Source organism: Stenotrophomonas beteli, from assembly GCF_001431665.1.
In the GTDB taxonomy this organism is placed as follows: domain Bacteria; phylum Pseudomonadota; class Gammaproteobacteria; order Xanthomonadales; family Xanthomonadaceae; genus Stenotrophomonas; species Stenotrophomonas beteli.
Map to the genome: position 1 here is coordinate 41,961 of NZ_LLXV01000048.1, position 17,802 is coordinate 59,762.

Here is a 17,802-nt window from a genome sequence, read left to right on the forward strand (position 1 = left end):
GGATTCACGGGGTCGATAGCGGAGCTTAACCAGCGCAATTGTTAAGGGCAAACAGTGTGCCAGAACTCTTGCGTCTTCACGTTCCCCCCCGGGGGCAGTTTGCCCCATAATTCCCCCTTTCCCTTCTTACACAGGAATCGACCGCCGTGGTCAAGCCGTTGCCTCGCCTGAGGCTGCAGGGTTTCAACAACCTCACCAAGGCGCTGAGCTTCAACATCTATGACGTGTGTTACGCGCGCACCGAAGAGGAGCGTCAGCGTTACATTGAATACATCGATGAAGAGTACAACGCCGACAGGCTGACTCAAATCTTGACCGATGTCGCCGAGATCATCGGCGCCAACATCCTGAACGTGGCCCGCCAGGACTACGACCCGCAGGGTGCCTCGGTGACCATCCTGATCTCCGAAGAACCGGTGATCGACAAGAAGCTGGCCGGCAAGGAGCTGATCTCCGATGCCGTGGTCGCGCACATGGACAAGAGCCACATCACCGTCCATACCTACCCGGAAACCCATCCGCAGGAAGGTATCGCGACGTTCCGCGCGGACATCGACGTGGCGACCTGTGGCGTCATTTCGCCGCTGAAGGCCCTGAACTACCTGATCGAGAGCCTTGAGTCGGACATCGTGATCATGGACTACCGCGTCCGTGGTTTCACCCGCGATGTGAAGGGCAAGAAGCACTTCATCGACCACAAGATCAACTCGATCCAGAACTTCCTGGCCAAGAACATCAAGTCGCGTTACGAGATGTTCGACGTCAACGTCTACCAGGAAAACATCTTCCACACGAAGATGCACCTGAAGGACTTCGACCTGGACCAGTACCTGTTCGAGGAAAAGGCCAAGAACCTGTCGTTCAAGGAACGCATGAAGATCGAAGCGCTGCTCAAGCGCGAGATCGAAGAGCTGTTCCACGGCCGCAACCTGTCCGAGTAAGCCCCATGCGCGATGCCCGCAGGCATCGCCACCCAGGCGGGACGACCCGCCCCGTGGAACCTGTGTTGCGCAAGCGGTATAGTTCCACGGTGATGTACCGACCAACGGCCCGGTGTGAAAACACCGGGCCGTTTCGTTTTTGTCAAAAAAGGTAAGGAGCCCCCCACCATGCCCTGGATCTACCTATTGCTGGCCGGTCTGTTCGAGATCGGTTTCGCGCTTGGAATGAAGTACTCCGAAGGCTTCAGCAAACCCCTGCCCACCGTTGCCACGGTGGTGTCCGCACTGATCAGCCTGTACCTGATGAGCCAGGCCATGAAGAGCATCCCGGTCGGTACGGCCTACGCGATCTGGACCGGTATCGGCGCCCTGGGCGTGGCGGTGCTGGGCATCTACCTGTTCAACGACAGCGCATCGCCGGCCAGGCTGGCGTGCGTGGGCCTGATCGTGGCCGGTGTGATCGGCCTGAAGCTGGTGTCGCCGAACTGATTGATGGCCCGACCAACGGTCGGGCCCCACCGCCTGATTCGGTAGTGCCGGCCGCTGGCCGGCAACCTCCTGATCTTCGGCGGTGCCTGGGGGTTGCCGGCCAGCGGCCGGCACTACCCGGGGCCTACAGCCGGTAGGCGATGGTCTTCATCACCTTGGAGGCCAGCGCCATCGCGCCCGGAATCGGGAACGGCAGGCGGCGTGCGCCGGCCTGCTCGGCGTGGTCCGCATGGCGGGCCTCGTCCTCCTTCATCACGGCGATGACCGCGCGGCTGCGCAGGTCGCCGGGCGGCAGGTCGACCAGGTGCTCGTCCAGATGGGCCTCCACCTGGCGTTCGGTCTCGACCACGAAGCCCAGGTTCCAGCCGTCCCCGCGCAGCCCGGCCAGGGTGCCGATGGTGTAGCTGCCGGCATACCACAGCGGGTTGAACAGGCTGGGACGGCTGTCCAGTTCGCCCAGGCGGGTGGCGCACCAGGCCAGGTGGTCGGTCTCTTCCTGCGCCGCTTCCAGCAGGTGTTCCCGCGTGGCCGGGTCGCGGGCCACGGCGGCCTGGCCGAAATAAAGGCCCTGCGCGCACACCTCGCCGACGTGGTTGATCCGCATCAGGCCGGCCGCATGGCGGCGTTCGGCGCGGTCCATGCCGGGCTCGCCGGTCTCCGTGGCCGGGTAGGGACGGGCCGCCGGCGGGTTGCCGAACACCGTGTCCAGGGCGCGCTGCGCCTCGGTCAGCAGGTGGTCCAGCGGGGTGATCTGGCGGAGCACGGTCATGGCGGTACACGGTGGGGCGGAAGACCCCGCGATTCTCGCCCGGCCCCGTCCCCCTGCCAACCCGGTCAGGGGCCGGCTTGCAACGGGGGTCTGACCTGCGTACAATCCCGCCTCTTACGCTTCACCTTTTCACAACGCGTGGCAGAGTTCCGGCGAGCCTTTCGCCGCAATGAGCCCGACCTAACCTAGAGTTCTTCATGAGCACTTTCACTGCCAAGAACGAGACCGTCCAGCGCGACTGGTACCTCGTCGACGCCGAGGGCAAGACCCTGGGCCGTCTCGCCACCGAGCTGGCCCGCCGTCTGCGCGGCAAGCACAAGCCGGTCTACACCCCGCACGTTGATACCGGCGACTACCTGGTCGTCATCAATGCAGAAAAGATTGCCGTCACCGGCAAGAAGCTGCAGGACAAGATGTATCACCGTTTCACCGGCTACATCGGCAACCTGAAGACCGAGTCCCTGGCCCAGGCGCTGGAGCGCCACCCGGAGCGCGTGATCGAGATCGCCGTGAAGGGCATGCTGCCGAAGGGCCCGCTGGGTCGCCAGATGTACCGCAAGCTCAAGGTCTACGCCGGCACTGAGCATCCGCACGCCGCACAGCAGCCGCAGGTTCTGGATATCTAATCATGGCTATCACTCAAAACTACGGCACTGGCCGCCGCAAGTCCTCCACCGCTCGCGTGTTCCTGCGCAAGGGTTCGGGCAACATCACCGTCAATGGCCGTCCGCTGGACGAGTTCTTCGGTCGTGAGACCGCGCGCATGATCGTGCGCCAGCCGCTCGAGCTGACCAAGAACACCGAAAGCTTCGACATCCTGGTCACCGCCGCTGGCGGCGGCACCACCGGCCAGGCCGGTGCGATCCGTCTGGGCATTGCCCGTGCACTGGTCGAGTACGACGAAACCCTGAAGTCCGAGCTGCGCAAGGCTGGCTTCATGACCCGTGACGCCCGTGAAGTCGAGCGTAAGAAGGTCGGTCTGCACAAGGCCCGTCGCGCCACCCAGTTCTCCAAGCGCTGATCCATCGCGCCTGGTTGGGCTCCTTCGGGAGCCCGCTGGCTGGAAACGCAAAAGCCCGGCTTCGGCCGGGCTTTTGTCGTTTCGGGAGGATGCATTTCCTGGTTGCCGGCCGGCGGCCGGCACTACACATGGTTTCGCATCTCGGAAGGGGGTGGGGTCGGAAGGGGGGTCAGAGCCTTTTCCTCTGGAAAAGGATCCGACCCCGGGCCTCTCTCTGGAGCAGAGCCCCCTTGTTGTTCAAGGGGGTGCGCCGACAGGCGCGGGGATAAGGTGGAATGCGCGACCAAATTAAAAGCAAAAGGCCAGATCGAAAGATCTGGCCTTTTGCTTTTAATTTGGCTGCCCCGGATGGATTCGAACCACCGAATGCCTGAGTCAGAGTCAGGTGCCTTACCGCTTGGCGACGGGGCAAAACGTGCAACTATTTTCTCACTTTTCACATTGAAAAACAACTTCATTTTCAATGTGGTGGCTATGGGTGGACTCGAACCACCGACCCCAGCATTATGAGTGCTGTGCTCTAACCGGCTGAGCTACATAGCCTTGGTGAGCCCGCTATTCTGCGGATGTGTGGCGGTCATGTCAACACCTTTGTGCCGAGCTTGTGGGCCGGGAGAGGGCATGGGATAGTCCCGGACAGTAGATTTTTTAGGAGTCCGCATCGTGATCGATCCGGACGGCTATCGACCGAACGTCGGCATTGTGCTGATGCGGCAGGACGGCCAGGTGTTCTGGGCACGACGCGTGCGCCGGGACGGCTGGCAGTTCCCGCAGGGCGGCATGAATACCGACGAGACGCCTGTCGAGGCCATGTATCGTGAACTGCAGGAAGAGACCGGCCTGCTGCCTGAGCATGTGGAAGTGCTTGGGGCAACGCCCGGCTGGCTGCGCTACAAGCTGCCGGCACGGGCCATCCGCCGCAACGAGCGGCAGGTCTGCATCGGCCAGAAGCAGGTCTGGTTCCTGCTGCGGCTGACCGGCGACGAATCCCATGTGAAGCTGGACCACACCGACTCGCCCGAGTTCGATCACTGGCGCTGGGTCGATTTCTGGTACCCGGTGGAGCATGTGGTGATGTTCAAGCGCGGCGTCTACGCTCGCGCATTGCGACACCTGGCGCCACTGGCTCGCGGGGTCGCAGGCCAGGAGGGGGTCACCGCCATGCCCAAGAGCGCCGCCGAGGCCTGGATGCCGGGGCACAACGCCGGTCACGACCGCCCCCGCAAGCGCCCCCGTACCCGCGGCTACTGGCCCAGGAAGGCCCAGGGCGACGGCCCGGCGAGCTGATCGGCTGAACGGTATCGAGAATGGTTCATGTCCTTGATTGACAACCATTCTCGTTTCCATTGGAATAGGCAACAGGTCGCTTCTGGCCTGTCAGCCCGGTTCCTGCCTGTGTACGTCTGCATCTGCAACGGAGTCACCGACCACCAGATCCGTGAAGCCGCCTCACAGGGCGTCACCTCGGTGGGCGAGCTGACCATGCGTACCGGCTGCGGCGCTACCTGCGGATCCTGCCTGGACATGGCCGGTGATCTGCTGGCCAAGGCACTGGCCACCCACGACCTGCCGCTGCCGGTGCTGGGCCTGCAGGCGGCCTGATCCGCACTTCGCGCGGCGCTGACGCCACGCCCCCCATCCGGTTCACCACTGGCCGCACTGGCCAATGCGCACGATTCGCGTTCCTTCACGCCTGCGTGCAAGGGGGTAAAGTGCCCGCGTTTTCAGCGCGCAGGAGCACCGCCATGAAAGGCGACACCAAGGTCATCGAATTCCTCAACAAGGTCCTCTACAACGAGCTGACCGCGATCAACCAGTACTTCCTGCACGCCAAGATGCTGAAGAACTGGGGCATCAAGGAACTGGCCGAGCACGAGTACAAGGAATCGATCGACGAGATGAAGCATGCCGACATGCTCGCCGACCGCATCCTGTTCCTCGAAGGCCTGCCGAACTTCCAGGCGCTGGGCAAGCTGCGCATCGGCGAGAACCCGACCGAGATCCTGCAGTGCGACCTGTCGCTGGAACGCGACGGTGTGGTCACGCTGCGCGAGGCCGTGGCGCATGCCGATTCGGTGGGCGACTACGTCAGCCGCCAGCTGTTCGTGAAGATCCTCGATTCGGAAGAGGAGCACATCGACTGGCTGGAAACCCAGCTTGACCTGATCGAGCGCATCGGCGAACCGAAGTACCTGCTGAGCAAGCTGGAAGAGTGATTGCAATCTGCCGGTAGCGTCGAACGAGCTCGATGCTACCGGCGCTGTGCCAGGTAGCCCGTCAGCGCCACCCGCGCACGGGCGAACTCGGCCACCAGCAGCGCGACCGCCACGGCGGGGCGCTGCAGGCTGCCACTGCGCGCTTCGCGCTCGATGCGCGCAGCAACCGCCGACAGCGACAACGCCCCCACGTTCGCACTGGATGATTTCAGGCTGTGCGCGACCGCCTGCAGGCGGAGTTCATCACCGTTCTGCGCGGCCAGCTGCAACTGCTGCACCATCGCCGGCGCATCCTCCAGGAACACCGAGACGATCTGGATGGCGCTCTCCCCGATGACCGCATGCAGTTCGTCCAGCACATCGCGGTCCAGCACCGGCTGCGGCTTGGAGCCGACTCGGTTGTCATCGTCCTGTAGAGCCGAGCCAGGCTCGGCTGATGGAGCGCGGCTGCTATTGGCCGTCAGCCGAGCCTGGCTCGGCTCTACAGAAAGCCGTGCAGGTGATGCGGCTTTACCGCCACCCCAGCGCTTCAGCAGCGCATGCAGCGTGGCGCGCGCGATCGGCTTGGACAGGTAGTCGTCCATGCCGGCCTGCAGGCAACGCTCCCTGTCACCGGCCATGGCATTGGCGGTCATCGCGATGATCGGCAGGCGCGTGCGCCCGGCGTCGGCTTCCTCGGCGCGCCAGCGGCGTGTGGCGGCGTAGCCGTCCAGTACCGGCATCTGGCAATCCATCAGGACCACATCCGTGCCGCCTTCGCGCAGCGCGGCGAGCGCCTGCTCACCATCGGCGGCGTGACGGACATCGCACTGGAACACGCGCAGCAGTTGCTCGGCGACCATCCGGTTGACCGTGTTGTCCTCGACCAGCAGCACGCGCAGATGCAGCGGCGCCAGCGCCGTCGCCGGCGGCAGGGCTTCGGCGCTGGCCAGCAGGGCCGAGGGCCGTGCGTGGGCCGCCGGAGCGCCCAGCAGTGCATGCAGGGCGGCATCATCGAAGTCGGTGGGCAGCCGGTGCTGGCGCGCGCGCGCCGGCATGGCCTCGTCCTGCAGCCACAGCAGTTGCAGGATGTCATCCTCGCCACGTTCGGCCACGACCTGCTGCAGCGTGGCCCCGCCATTGCGACGCGCGCGTGCATCGGCCAGCAACCACGCCGGGGCCTGCTGCCCGGGGCCCGGCGCTGCGCGCAGGCGCTCGACCACGGCATCCAGCTGCGCGAGCACCTGCACCTGCAGACCGTGATGGGCGGCGATGCGCTGCACGCGCGCCTGCAGCGTCGCGTCGGCGCTGAACAGCAGCAGCGGGGCCGGCGCGCGGGCCATCGCAGGCAGGTCGCCGGGCACCTTCAGCAGCGGAATCTCGAACCAGAAAGTGGCGCCCTGGCCGGGGGTGGACTGCACGCCGATACGGCCCTGCATCAGGTCGATGATGCGCTTGCAGATGGCCAGGCCCAGGCCGGTTCCGCCATAGAGGCGGGTCGTTGAAGCGTCGGCCTGGCTGAAGGACTGGAACAGCCGGGCCTGCAGTGCCGCATCAATGCCGATACCGGTGTCGATGATCTCAAAGCGCAACTGATGCTGCGCGGCCGCTTCGCCCAGGCGCAGCACGCGCAGCTGCACCTGCCCGCGTGCGGTGAACTTGATGGCGTTGGCCAGCAGATTGCTCAGCACCTGGCGCAGGCGGACCGGATCACCGCGTACCGGCAGGCGCACCGATGGGTCCAGCTGCAAGGCCAGTGCCAGGCCTTTGTTGTCGGCGGCACGCTGCATCAACTGCACCACGCCGTCGAGCAGGTCACGCAGGTTGAAGCTGGTGATCTCCAGTTCCAGTGCCTGTGCTTCCAGCCGTGAGTAGTCGAGGATGTCGTCGACGATGCGCAGCAGCTGCTGCGAGCTGGCCGACGCGGTGGCCAGCATCTGCCGCTGGTCATCGCCCAGCGGCCCGCGTGCGATCAGCTCCAGCATCGGCAGGATGCCGTTGAGCGGGGTGCGGATCTCGTGGCTCATCGTGGCCAGGAATTCGCCCTTGGCCAGCACTGCCGCCTCGGCCGCCTGCTTGGCCTGCAGCAGCTGCTGCTCCAGTTGGCCCTGGCGCTCGGTGGTCCGCCGCAGCTGGTCGCGCTCGCCGAGCAGCGCGTCATGCCTGTGCTGCAGCGCGCTCAGCGCATGCCGTTGGGCACGCAGGCGCAGGCTCGACAGCAGCAACGCGCAGGCCGCCACCGCCAGGGCCACCAGCAGCGCCACCCACAGCGGCACCTCAGAGCACCGCGTTGTGGAAGTCGAAGTTCAGGTCGCTGCCGGCCGACTGCACCATGTTGCCCTGGATGTAGTCGACACCGCCGACCCACATCGCCGCAGCGGCCTGCGGATCTTCGATCTGCTGGCCGATGATCTGCAACCCGGCGGCATGTGCCTGTTCGATCGCCCGGCGCAGCTCCTCGCGCGTGGCCGGGTTGGAATGGCTGCTGGAATAGCGCGCGGCCATGCGCACGAACGACAGCGGCAGCTGGGTCAGCAGCGCGTCGGCATCGGCGCCGGGCTCGAACTGGCTCAGGCAGAAGCGCACGCCGGCAGTGGCCATGCGCTGGCAGAACTGCTGCAACGGCACGGTGTGGATCAACGCATCGGGCAGGCGCACGTCGATCACCAGCGCACGGCCGGGCAGGTCGCGCTGCTGCAGCGATTCCAGCAGCCAGTCACCGAAGGCGTCGCGCTGCAGCGTGCGCAGCGATTGCGAAACGAACAGGTTCAGCGGCTGCGTGGCGTGCCGGTAGAGGTCCAGCAGGCCCAGCGCATGGTCCATCACCTGCTGGTCGAGGTCGGCGATGCGGCCGGCCGCTTCGGCCGCCGGGATCACCTGGCCGGCGGCCAGCACCGTGCCATCGGCCTGGCGCAGGCGCAGCAGCAGCTGGTATTGCGCGGTATTGCCGCCGGCAACGGCGACGATCGGCTGGTAGGCCAGTTCCAGCTGGCCTTCCAGCAGGGCCAGGTGCTCCTGTTCGGTCACGGCCTGGCGATGCACGTGGCCGGCCACGCCTGCACTGAGCAGGCGCGCCTGCAGGGTGGTTCTTTCCACGGCTTCCAGCGCGCTGCTGGCGTCGTCGAAGCCGGGCGACAACGGCGCATAGCCAACCACGCCGCGCAGGTGCACGGACTCGTCATCGCGGATCACGAAGGCGCGTGCAGAGAGCTGCTCGCGCAGGGTCGCGGCGATGCCTTCCAGCGAGTCTTCGCCGGCATTGCGGGCCAGCAGCAGGAAGCTGTTGTCGTTCAGGCGGGCCAGCAGATGGGGGTCACCGGCCTCGGCCAGACGTTGCCCGGCCTGCACCATCAGCCGCTCGAAGGCGGCATAGCCGTAGCGCTCGCGCAGCCCCAGTGCGCTGGCCACCTCGATGAAGAACACACCGCCATGGTCGCGGTGGGCGAGCGCGGCATTGAGTTGCTGCAACACGTGGTGGCGGGTCGGCAGGCCGGTTTCCGGGTTGCTGGTGGCCGGCGCACCGCCCGCACCGGGCAGCGTGGCGGCCTGGGCCCGCGCGCGGCGGATGCGGTTGGCCACGGCCGCGATCAGGTGACGGGGCCTGATCGGCTTGCTCAGATAGTCGTCGGCACCACTGTCGAGCACTTCGAACTGGCGCTCCGGGTCCGGGTCGCCGCTGAGGAACACGATCGGCAGCAGCTGCAGGCCGGGCTGCTGGCGGATCAGCGCGGTCAGTCGCATGCCATCCAGCCCTGGCAGGTGCAGGTCCATCAGGATCAGGTCGGGATGGTGTTCCTTGATGGCCTGCAGCGCGCCGTCGGCATCGCTGTGCACGATCGCCTGCATGCCGGCGCCGTGCAGCACGCTCTGCGCGAACAGGGCCTGGGCACGGTCGTCCTCGACGATCAGTACGCGATAGGGCGAGTCCGCAGGCGGTGGGGCCGGGTCAGAGTTGCCGGCGTCGGCCAGCACGGCCGCACCCGGCAGCGCCGGTGGCGCAACGGAGGGCGGTGCTGTTGCCGCCGGACCGGCCGGAGGCGGCGGTGTTGCCATCACCGAGGCCGTCACCTCGTGTGCCCAGCGCTGCCAGTGGTCGGCCGGCGGGGTTTCAGCGCGTCCCGGGCGGGCGCCCGCGGGGGATTCGTTTGCGGCCATCGGTGCTCCTGGTGTTCGCGTCCATTATGCGACAAGCCCGGTAATCAACCGCTGCCGGATTGCCGCGTTACCGACGCCGAGCCCCCGCGTGCCAGCCAGCGCACGCCCTTCCACAGGGCGCGCCAGACCAGCCAGACCGCCAGGGCACCGGCCAGGCTGCAGGCCAGCACCACCACCAGCGCGATCCACGGGTGCGCCAGCGCCAACGCCAGGCCTCCGATCACTACGGTGTCCTCGGCGGCGGAGGCCACCCAGTTGCTGGCCGGTTCCGGCGAGGTGTTGAGCAGGGCGCGGGTGCCCGCTTTCAGGCCATGGCTGGCCAGCGCCACGCCGGCGCCGGCAGCGAGCGCGCCCGTTCCCAGCTGGCCATCCGGCGACAGCGTGGCGGCGGCGAGGAAGGCGCCGGCGGGTACGCGTGCCAGGGTCTGCACCAGGTCCCAGGCCGAGTCCACGCCGGGGATCTTGTCGGCGAAGAATTCGGTGATGGCCAGCGCCGCCGATGTTCCCAGCACCCACCACGACTCGGTGGCCTGCAGGGCGGGGGGCAGGTCGACCCAGCCAAGCAGCCCGGCCAGGCCGACACCGAACACGGTGAGGTAGACGCGGATGCCGGCCAGCCAGGCCAGCAGGATGCCGATCACGAACAGGTGGGCTTCGGTCATGGCGGTGCTCCGGCGACGGAACTGTGCAGGGGGCCACACTATCGACGATGGCGTGCCTGAACGCCACAGACCGTGGCCGGCCACTGCGCAGGAAACCCACCCGTCCTGTCATACACTAGCCCGTCGTTTGCCACAGGGGCCGTACCGGTGTCGCCCGCGCGATACCCCGGAAACCACCCATGACCAACCGTCCTCCCATGCGCGTGCAGGTCCGCCTGCCCGGCGCGCCGCAACCGCCGGCCGACCGTCGCCGCCTGCTGGTGATCGGCGGCATCTGGCTGCTCAGCCTGGTGCTGGCGGTGCTGGGTGGCTGCTGGATGGCCACCCCGCGCGATGCCCAGGGCCAGCGCCTGCAGGCTGCCGAGAAGCGCGCCGAGACGCTGCAGGCGCAGCTGACCGAACTGCGCCAGAAGCAGGCCACGCTGGAAGCCTCCGACCGCATCAGCCGCGCCGCCAACACCGAGGTGCAATCCTCGCTGGCCGAGCGCGACGAGGAGATCGCCGGCCTGCGTGCCGACGTGGCCTTCTACGAGCGCCTGGTCGGCTCGACCAGCCAGCGCAAGGGCCTGAACACCCATTCGATCGAGTTCAGCCCGGAGGCTGCCGGCACCTGGCAGTACACCGCCGTGCTGACCCAGAACCTCAACCGCGGCGCCATCAGCCAGGGGCAGATGCGTTTCACCGTGGAAGGCGTCAAGAACGGCAAGCTGGCCACGATCAGCTGGGATGATCTGCACCAGCGCAGCAAGGTACCGGGACAGGAATACTCGTTCCGGTACTTCCAGCAGCTCACCGGCAGCGTGATGCTGCCGGCTGACTTCACCCCGCAACGCGTGCGGGTGACATTGGGGAGTGGTACGGGGGGTACCACCCAGGTATTCGACTGGAAACAGGCCGGTGCGCCGGCCAGCAAAGGGGAGTAGGTAGATGTTCGGAAGCAGCAAATCCAACCGTGAAGGCCAGCTGGTGGTCGATGCCCTGATCGGCAACCAGGTGGTGATCCGCGGCGATGTGGAATTCAGTGGGGGCCTGTATGTGGAAGGCCGCATCCATGGCAAGGTGATCGCCGCCGAGGGCGCCAGTGGCGCGACCCTGACGGTGGCCGAGCATGGCGTGATCGAGGGCGAGATCCGGGCCCAGGTGGTGGTCATCAGCGGTCGCCTGGACGGCGATGTACACGCCACCGAGAAGGTCGAGTTGACCCCGAGCGCACGGGTCAACGGCAACGTCCATTACCAGGTGGTGGAAATGAATGCGGGCGCCCAGCTGAACGGCCGCCTGATCCATGCCAGCGCCCCGATGGCAGCGCTGCCAGCCCCGGAAGGCGATGAGGCCAATGCCGGCAAGGGCGACACCGCCGCGCGCCGCAAGCTGGCCGAGGCGATGGCTTGAAAGCCATCGCCGGCGCCCCCATGCTGACACCATGAGCACGCTAGTCTCCCTGCCCGGCGCCACCCCGGCCGCCGCGCCCGATTACCAGTCGCTGGAGCGCCCGCTGAACTTCACCGAGTCGGCGGCCGCCAAGGTCAGATCCCTGATCCAGGAAGAGGGCAACCCCGACCTGGCCCTGCGCGTGTACATCGAAGGGGGCGGCTGTTCGGGCTTCCAGTACGGGTTCGAGTTCGACGAGAACCGGGCCGATGACGATCTGGCGGTGCAGACCAGCGGGGTGACCCTGCTGGTCGACCCGCTCAGCCTGCAGTACCTGATGGGTGCCGAGGTGGACTACACCGAGAGCCTGACCGGTGCCCAGTTCGTGATCCGCAACCCGAACGCCAAGACCACCTGCGGCTGCGGCAGCAGCTTCAGCATGTAAGAGGCCTGTGGCCGGAATGTGCCAACCAGGGTTGGCACCTGCCAGAGCGAGTAGATCCACGCCATGCGTGGATGGTCCTTCCTGCATCCACAACGACAGATTGCGCACAGCGCCGACCTTGCCACCCGCATCGATTGGCGGCACGCTTGCCGGATGCCCAATACTCCTTCGCCGCTTTCAGGTTTCGCCTTCGTGGGCGAACCGCTGGAGCGCGCCGATGCCCTGCGCGAGGATGCCGATGCACTGGCGCGCCTGTGGCCGGGCGCGCGGATCCTCGTCCTCGATCATGACGGCAGCGCCTTTACCGGCGATGACGATCAGCCGCTGGCAGTGACCGGCGCCGACATTGGCGGTGGCCCCGGTGCTGCGATCTTCCTCGGCCTGCGCGGTGAGCAGGCGTGGTTCTCGGTTGAAGCCGCCAGCGTGACCATCACCGCGCCGCGCCGCCTCGACCTGCGCCAGGCCGCGCTGCTGTGGCCGATGGCCGATGCGACCGCCTTCAGCTACGCCCGTGGCATGTCCTACTGGCACGCGCGCACCCGCTTCTGCGGCGTGTGCGGTGGCGCCGTGGCGTTTGCCCGCGGCGGCTTCGTCGGTCGGTGCGCGCAGTGTTCCACCGAGCACTACCCGCGTGTCGACCCCGCCGTGATCGTGGCGGTGGAGAACCAGGGCCGGCTGCTGCTCGGCCGCCAGTCGAACTGGGCGCCGCGGCGCTACTCGGTGCTGGCCGGCTTCGTCGAGCCGGGCGAGACCTTCGAGCAGACCGTGGTGCGCGAGGTCCACGAGGAGAGCAAAGTGCGGGTGACCGCCTGCCAGTACCTCGGCTCGCAGCCGTGGCCGTTCCCCGGCGCGCTGATGGTCGGCTTCCGGGCACAGGCGCAGGACGACCTGCCGACGGTGGATGGCGAGCTGGAAGATGCGCGCTGGTTCAGTGCCGAAGAGGTTGGTGCTGCGCTGGCACGCGATGTGGAGGACGATGGGCAGGGCATCCGCCTGTCACCGCCGATCTCGATTTCGCGTGGCCTGATCGAGCACTGGTACCGTCAGCAGAAGGCGTGACGGCAGGCGGCCAGCGGGCGCGCAATGGCCTGGTATTGCCGCCACCTGAACACGGCCCGGGTTACAGTGCAGGCCATCCGTGAAGCGGCGGCTGCGACAGGTAAGGTAGCGTCGCCACGCGTTCTGTTTTGTAGGGAGACCTGCCATGTTCACCACTCTGGCCGCCGTGCTGGTTGCACTGGCCCTGGGCCATGTCGCTCCGGCCGCTGCCGCTTCGCTGCGTCGCTTCGATGGCTTCCGGCGTTGGCTGGGCTGGCTGGACGCGCGCGGTGGCAAGGCCTGGCATGGACCGGCAGGTGTCGCCCTTGCCTTGCTGCCGCCGCTGCTGTTGATGGCGTTGCTGGCATGGCTGCTGCGCGGGGTGCTGTTCGGGCTGCCGTCGCTGCTGCTGGGAGTGGTGGTGCTGGCGTGGTGCTGGGGTCCGCGTGATCTGGATCGCGACATCGAGGCGATCATCGATGCTGATGATGCGGCGACCCGGCAGGCGGCCATGCGCAACCTGCAGGCGGCCGGCGGCAGCCTGCGAGAGGACGTGCCATCACTGGTGGAAGCCACCGTGCTCAATGCACTGCGGCGCTGGTTCGCAGTGCTGTTCTGGTTCCTGTTGCTTGGCCCGGCCGGTGCGCTGGGCTATCGACTGCTGGCGCTGATGGGGGAGAGCCCGATGCGCGCTCGTGTTCCGGCCGAGCCGCTGGCATTGGCGCAGCGGCTGCTGGGTTGGATCGAGTGGCCGGTGGCGCAGCTGATGGCGTTCTCGATGGCGCTGGTCGGCAATTTCGATACGGCGTGGAAGGCCTGGCGCCAGGCGCATGGCGAGCGCCTGGCTGGAGGCATTGCCTTCCTCGGTGCGGTGGCGCGGGCCAGCGTCAACGCCGAACTGCGCGAGGACGCGCACGATTACACCGAAGCGGGCTTGTTGCCGGTGTGGCAGCGCCTGCCGGAACTGCGTGATGCGATGAGTCTGGTGTGGCGGATGCTGCTGCTGTGGCTGGCGATCCTGGCCCTGCTGGTGATTGCAGGCTGGGTGACGTAGGTGTTTTGGCAGGGCTTGCAGCCCTGCACCTGCAGAGGCAACAGCAACGGCTGGATTGCCGAGGGTTGGGCGGGGCGGTGTGGGGCTGCAGGACACGCCGTAAACCCGTCCCTGGGGACTCGATGGCGCCATCCATGGCGCCAACGGTCCTGCGGCTCCACACCACCCCATCCCCGACAGTTTCCCGGTGACGGTGGGTCAACTGCGACTGCCGGTGGGTGTCGACCTTGGTCGACACGGTAGATCCACGCCATGCGTGGATGCAGAGCGAAACGATCCGCTTCAGCTTTTGATCTTCTCTTTCTTTTCCGTGGTGGGCGCACACGGAAACTGTCCGTGGCCGGGCGGGTGGGCTGCGCAGGGGCGTGAGCCGCATGGATGCGGCGACCGAGCTTACATGGACGTACTTGCAGCGACCCCTGCGCAGTCCACCCGCCCGGCCAACCCCAGGGCTTTTGCCTTCAAACGCCGCCCACCCTGAGGGGCGGCGCCGTTGGCCCGAAACCTAGATCGGTGCCAGTGCAGTAAACGGTGCCCACGGCAGGTTGCGCAGCAGCGCATAGCCGGGCAGCAGCCACAGCCAGAACGTGGGGTTGGCCAGTACCCGCATCAGCGGGTCGAACAGGCGAGGACGGAATCCGGCGACGTTCAGCAGCATCAGCAACAGGAAGGGCAGGCTGACGACCAGCAGCGGGTTCATCGCCATCGCGCCGGGCAGGTCGAAGTGGACCAGTGAATACAGGCAGCGGGTGCTGCCACAGCCCGGGCAGTACAGGCCGGTCAGCGCGTACAGCGGGCAGCTCGGCAACGGGTTGCCGGCAACATACGGATTGACGTGGCGCAGCACGACCGCAGCGCCGGCGGCCAAACCGGTGGCGGCCAGCAGCGGTGCCCAGCGGGCGAAGCGGGAATGGGCAGGACGGGCAGACATGCGGCAACGGATCCGGCGCGGGCGCCGGATCCGTCCGGAGGTATCAGTAGCTGCTGCCGCCGCTCATGGCACCCATGCCGCCGACGGCCACGATGAGGATGCCGTACAGCACGCCCACCACGACTGCGGCGATGGCCGACCAGATGGCCCACTTCTTGGCCTTGGCGGCCGATTCCTGGGCACCGGCGACGTCGCCTGCGGCCAGCTTGCCATTGACCTGGGCGGCGTAGACGATCGACACGATGCCCGCCGGCAGGCAGCAGAACAGGGTGGACAGGATTGCCCAGACCAGATTGTTCGGGACCTGCGGAGTAGTGGTGTTCATGGGTTCAAGCTCCTTGATGGGTGGTGGTGGTGAATCAATGGTCGGAAAGAGCGCCCAGCACGGCCAAGCCGCCGAACAGCCCGAACCACAACAGCAACAGGACCGGCAGCGCCACGGCCGAAGCCACGGCCCACCAGCCTGCCTTGCGCGACGCATCGTAGGCCCCGGGCAGATCGCCTGCCGCGCGGCGGCCATCGACCTGGGAGGCATAGACGATCGACACCACGCCCAGCGGCAGGCAACAGAACAGCGTCGTCAGGATTGCCCAGACCAGATGGTTGGGGATGTAGACCGGACGGCTGAGCGGTGGTGGTTGATTCAAAGCAAGACTCCATTCCTTGGTGGCTGGACCCCGGTGAACGCGGCCAACCTCCCCCTGTGGGTGCGTAATCTACCGCAACCGGCGTTGCATGTATGCGTTTACATCCACGGCACGCCGCCGCCGGCACTTGACGGTGGCGCATGCCAGGGCGTGTCCGGGCCCGTACTGCGGCGTCAGGCGTGATCGCCACGCAGGGCGCGGACCTGGGCTTCCAGGGCGGCGGCGTCGGTGCGATGGCCGTCCACGGCCGGTGCCGCCACCACCTCGACGGTGGCACGGAAACGGCGCGGCACGCGCATGCGGCCGAGGCGGCTGTCGCGGCGGCTCCACATGCTCGACCACATGCCGCGCAGCGCCATCGGCACCACCGGCACCGGCCGCCGTTCGAGGATCTTCTCGACCCCGGATTTGAACGGCGCCATCGCGCCATCCTTGGTCAACGCGCCTTCCGGGAAGATGCAGACCAGCTCGCCCTCGGCCAGCGCCGCATCGATCTCGTCGAACGCGCGCTGCATCAGTGCCGGGTCCTCTCGCGCACCGGCAATCGGGATCGCCTTGGCGGTGCGGAAGATCCAGCGCATCACCGGAATGTTGAAGATCCGGTAGTACATGACGAACCGCACCGGCCGCGGGATCGTCGCCGACAGGATCAGTGCGTCCATGTAGCTGACATGGTTGCAGACCAGCAGCGCGGCGCCCTCGTCGGGCACGTTCGCTTCGATGCCGTGCGGGCGCAGGCGGTACAGGGTGCGCACCATCAGCCAGCTGAGGAAGCGCATCAGGAATTCGGGGACGATGGTGAAGATGTAGATCGCCACCAGCGCGTTGGCAATGGCCAGCGCCAGGAACTGCTGCGGAATGGTCCAGTGCAGCAGCGTGTGCGCGGCCAGCGACAGCAGGGCGGCGCCGACGATGAAGCCGGAATTCTGGATGTTCAGCGCGGCGAACACGCGCGACATCTGCGCCTTCGGTGTGCGGCTCTGGATCAGCGCGAACAGTGGCACTACGAAGATGCCGGTGAACAGGCCGATGCCGATCAGGTCGATGACGATGCGGATGCTGCCCGGCTGCTGCAGGAACGTCCCGATGGTCAGCCCGTGCGCCGTCGCTTCGCCACTGCGGGCGAAGTACAGGTCGAGCAGGAATGCGGTCATGCCGAACGCACCGAGCGGCACCAGGCCGATTTCCACCGTGCGTGCCGACAGCTTCTCGCACAGCAGCGAGCCGACGCCGGTGCCGACCGAGAACAGGGCCAGCGCAAAGATGTACAGGGTCGGCTCACCGCCGAGGTTGGTCACGGCATAGGCCGGCAGCTGCGAGGTCAGCACGGTGCCGACGAACCAGAACCAGGACACGCCCAGGATTGAATTGCGCACTGCCTTCTGCTGTCGCGCCATGCGCAGCACCGCAAGTGATTCCGGCAGCGGGTTCCAGTTGATCTTCAGGTTCGGGTCGCCGGCATCGACCTTGGGAATCAGGCGCGCGGCGATGTTGCCGCAGATCGCCAGGGCGATGATCGCGCAGGCCGCCACCACCGTGCCGTGGCTGCCGGCCACGGTGAACACCAGGCCGCCGACGATCATGCCGGACAGGATCGACATCGAGGTGCCCATTTCAACCAGGCCATTGCCACCGGTCAGCTCTTCCGGCTTGAGTACCGAGGGCAGCACCGAGTACTTCACCGGGCCGAACAGGGTTGACTGCATGCCGGTGCAGAACAGCGCGATCAGCAGCACCGGCAGGCTCTGGGTGAGGAAGCCGGTGGCCGCCAGCGACATGATTACGATCTCCATGGTGGTGGTGATCACGATCAGCCGCGATTTTTCCAGTTTGTCGGCGATCTGCCCGGCCAGTGCCGAGAACAGGAAGTACGGCAGGATGAAGATGGCAGGTGCCAGGGTGGCATACAGGCCCAGTTCTTCCTCCGGCACGGCCATGAACAGCAACATGCTGATGATTGCCTGCCGGTACACGTTGTCGTTGAACGCGCCGAGTGCCTGGACGACGAAGAACGGCAGGAAACGGCGCTGGCGCAGCAGGGCGAACTGGTTGTGACCGGACATGGAACCTCCTTGACCGGCGCA

The 17,802-nt window shown here is 66.7% G+C and carries 20 protein-coding genes and 2 tRNA genes; 12 read left to right on the forward strand and 10 right to left on the reverse strand.

What is annotated here, in order from left to right; genetic code table 11:
- Positions 1-146: 146 nt before the first annotated feature.
- Entirely contained in the window at positions 147-941 is a 795-nt protein-coding gene (gene speD / locus ARC23_RS12740; protein WP_005411315.1) for an adenosylmethionine decarboxylase, read from the forward strand.
- A 168-nt stretch (positions 942-1,109) separates the two neighbouring features.
- The gene (locus ARC23_RS12745; RefSeq protein WP_057497538.1) at positions 1,110-1,430 is read left to right on the forward strand and encodes a DMT family transporter; all 321 of its coding nucleotides are present in this window, start codon (positions 1,110-1,112) and stop codon (positions 1,428-1,430) included.
- A gap of 124 nt (positions 1,431-1,554) precedes the next feature.
- Here the strand turns inward: ARC23_RS12745 and coq7 are convergent, their stop codons facing one another.
- Positions 1,555-2,199 carry a 2-polyprenyl-3-methyl-6-methoxy-1,4-benzoquinone monooxygenase gene (gene coq7 / locus ARC23_RS12750; protein WP_057497539.1) on the reverse strand — a complete coding sequence of 215 codons (645 nt, stop codon included), beginning with the start codon at positions 2,197-2,199 and terminating at the stop codon, positions 1,555-1,557.
- Positions 2,200-2,396: 197 nt separating this feature from the next.
- Between coq7 and rplM the strand changes: the two genes are divergently transcribed.
- Positions 2,397-2,825, forward strand: coding sequence for a 50S ribosomal protein L13 (gene rplM / locus ARC23_RS12755; protein WP_005414692.1), 429 nt, complete (start codon positions 2,397-2,399; stop codon positions 2,823-2,825).
- Positions 2,826-2,827: 2 nt separating this feature from the next.
- A complete protein-coding gene (gene rpsI / locus ARC23_RS12760) occupies positions 2,828-3,220 on the forward strand; it encodes a 30S ribosomal protein S9 (protein ID WP_005411311.1) in 393 nt (130 codons plus the stop codon).
- Positions 3,221-3,556: 336 nt separating this feature from the next.
- On the opposite strand, the gene ARC23_RS12765 is transcribed toward rpsI, so the two are convergent.
- Positions 3,557-3,631: transfer RNA gene (locus tag ARC23_RS12765), tRNA-Gln, on the reverse strand.
- A gap of 55 nt (positions 3,632-3,686) precedes the next feature.
- Positions 3,687-3,763 (reverse strand) — tRNA-Met (locus ARC23_RS12770).
- 120 nt (positions 3,764-3,883) lie between these two features.
- On the opposite strand from ARC23_RS12770, the gene ARC23_RS12775 reads away from it, so the two are divergent.
- The 3 genes from ARC23_RS12775 (at position 3,884) to bfr (ending at position 5,436) form a co-directional block, all read left to right on the forward strand.
- A complete protein-coding gene (locus ARC23_RS12775) occupies positions 3,884-4,507 on the forward strand; it encodes an RNA pyrophosphohydrolase (protein ID WP_057497540.1) in 624 nt (207 codons plus the stop codon).
- 108 nt (positions 4,508-4,615) lie between these two features.
- The gene (locus tag ARC23_RS12780) at positions 4,616-4,822 is read left to right on the forward strand and encodes a (2Fe-2S)-binding protein (protein ID WP_057497541.1); all 207 of its coding nucleotides are present in this window, start codon (positions 4,616-4,618) and stop codon (positions 4,820-4,822) included.
- Between the two features lie 143 nt (positions 4,823-4,965).
- On the forward strand, positions 4,966-5,436 hold the full coding sequence (gene bfr / locus ARC23_RS12785) for a bacterioferritin (protein WP_033833577.1): 471 nt from the start codon (positions 4,966-4,968) through the stop codon (positions 5,434-5,436).
- A 35-nt stretch (positions 5,437-5,471) separates the two neighbouring features.
- Here the strand turns inward: bfr and ARC23_RS12790 are convergent, their stop codons facing one another.
- Genes ARC23_RS12790 through ARC23_RS12800 form a run of 3 tightly spaced genes read right to left on the reverse strand, consistent with a single transcriptional unit; the run spans position 5,472 to position 10,232 of the window.
- Positions 5,472-7,691, reverse strand: coding sequence for a hybrid sensor histidine kinase/response regulator (locus ARC23_RS12790; RefSeq protein WP_057497542.1), 2,220 nt, complete (start codon positions 7,689-7,691; stop codon positions 5,472-5,474).
- A gap of 1 nt (position 7,692) precedes the next feature.
- Entirely contained in the window at positions 7,693-9,570 is a 1,878-nt protein-coding gene (locus ARC23_RS12795; RefSeq protein ID WP_057497543.1) for an EAL domain-containing protein, read from the reverse strand.
- Positions 9,571-9,614: 44 nt separating this feature from the next.
- Complete coding sequence (locus tag ARC23_RS12800; RefSeq protein WP_057497544.1) at positions 9,615-10,232, reverse strand: DUF4126 domain-containing protein; 618 nt, start codon at positions 10,230-10,232, stop codon at positions 9,615-9,617.
- Between the two features lie 179 nt (positions 10,233-10,411).
- On the opposite strand from ARC23_RS12800, the gene ARC23_RS12805 reads away from it, so the two are divergent.
- The 5 genes from ARC23_RS12805 (at position 10,412) to ampE (ending at position 14,140) form a co-directional block, all read left to right on the forward strand.
- On the forward strand, positions 10,412-11,155 hold the full coding sequence (locus ARC23_RS12805; protein WP_057497545.1) for a DUF6776 family protein: 744 nt from the start codon (positions 10,412-10,414) through the stop codon (positions 11,153-11,155).
- Positions 11,156-11,159: 4 nt separating this feature from the next.
- Entirely contained in the window at positions 11,160-11,624 is a 465-nt protein-coding gene (locus ARC23_RS12810; protein WP_057497546.1) for a bactofilin family protein, read from the forward strand.
- A 31-nt stretch (positions 11,625-11,655) separates the two neighbouring features.
- Positions 11,656-12,048 (forward strand): iron-sulfur cluster insertion protein ErpA, encoded by a 393-nt coding sequence (gene erpA, locus ARC23_RS12815; protein ID WP_057497547.1) that lies wholly within the window; start codon positions 11,656-11,658, stop codon positions 12,046-12,048.
- Between the two features lie 153 nt (positions 12,049-12,201).
- Positions 12,202-13,107, forward strand: coding sequence for an NAD(+) diphosphatase (gene nudC / locus ARC23_RS12820; RefSeq protein ID WP_057497548.1), 906 nt, complete (start codon positions 12,202-12,204; stop codon positions 13,105-13,107).
- 145 nt (positions 13,108-13,252) lie between these two features.
- Positions 13,253-14,140 (forward strand): regulatory signaling modulator protein AmpE, encoded by an 888-nt coding sequence (gene ampE, locus ARC23_RS12825; RefSeq protein WP_057497549.1) that lies wholly within the window; start codon positions 13,253-13,255, stop codon positions 14,138-14,140.
- A 505-nt stretch (positions 14,141-14,645) separates the two neighbouring features.
- On the opposite strand, the gene ARC23_RS12830 is transcribed toward ampE, so the two are convergent.
- From ARC23_RS12830 to ARC23_RS12845, 4 genes are all read right to left on the reverse strand, one after another.
- Positions 14,646-15,071: a DUF2752 domain-containing protein gene (locus tag ARC23_RS12830; protein ID WP_057497550.1), complete on the reverse strand. Its 426-nt coding sequence runs from the start codon at positions 15,069-15,071 to the stop codon at positions 14,646-14,648.
- A 43-nt stretch (positions 15,072-15,114) separates the two neighbouring features.
- On the reverse strand, positions 15,115-15,396 hold the full coding sequence (locus ARC23_RS12835) for a CD225/dispanin family protein (RefSeq protein ID WP_057497551.1): 282 nt from the start codon (positions 15,394-15,396) through the stop codon (positions 15,115-15,117).
- Between the two features lie 34 nt (positions 15,397-15,430).
- Entirely contained in the window at positions 15,431-15,718 is a 288-nt protein-coding gene (locus ARC23_RS12840; protein ID WP_057497552.1) for a CD225/dispanin family protein, read from the reverse strand.
- Between the two features lie 173 nt (positions 15,719-15,891).
- The gene (locus ARC23_RS12845; protein ID WP_057497553.1) at positions 15,892-17,781 is read right to left on the reverse strand and encodes an MFS transporter; all 1,890 of its coding nucleotides are present in this window, start codon (positions 17,779-17,781) and stop codon (positions 15,892-15,894) included.
- Positions 17,782-17,802 lie beyond the last annotated feature (21 nt).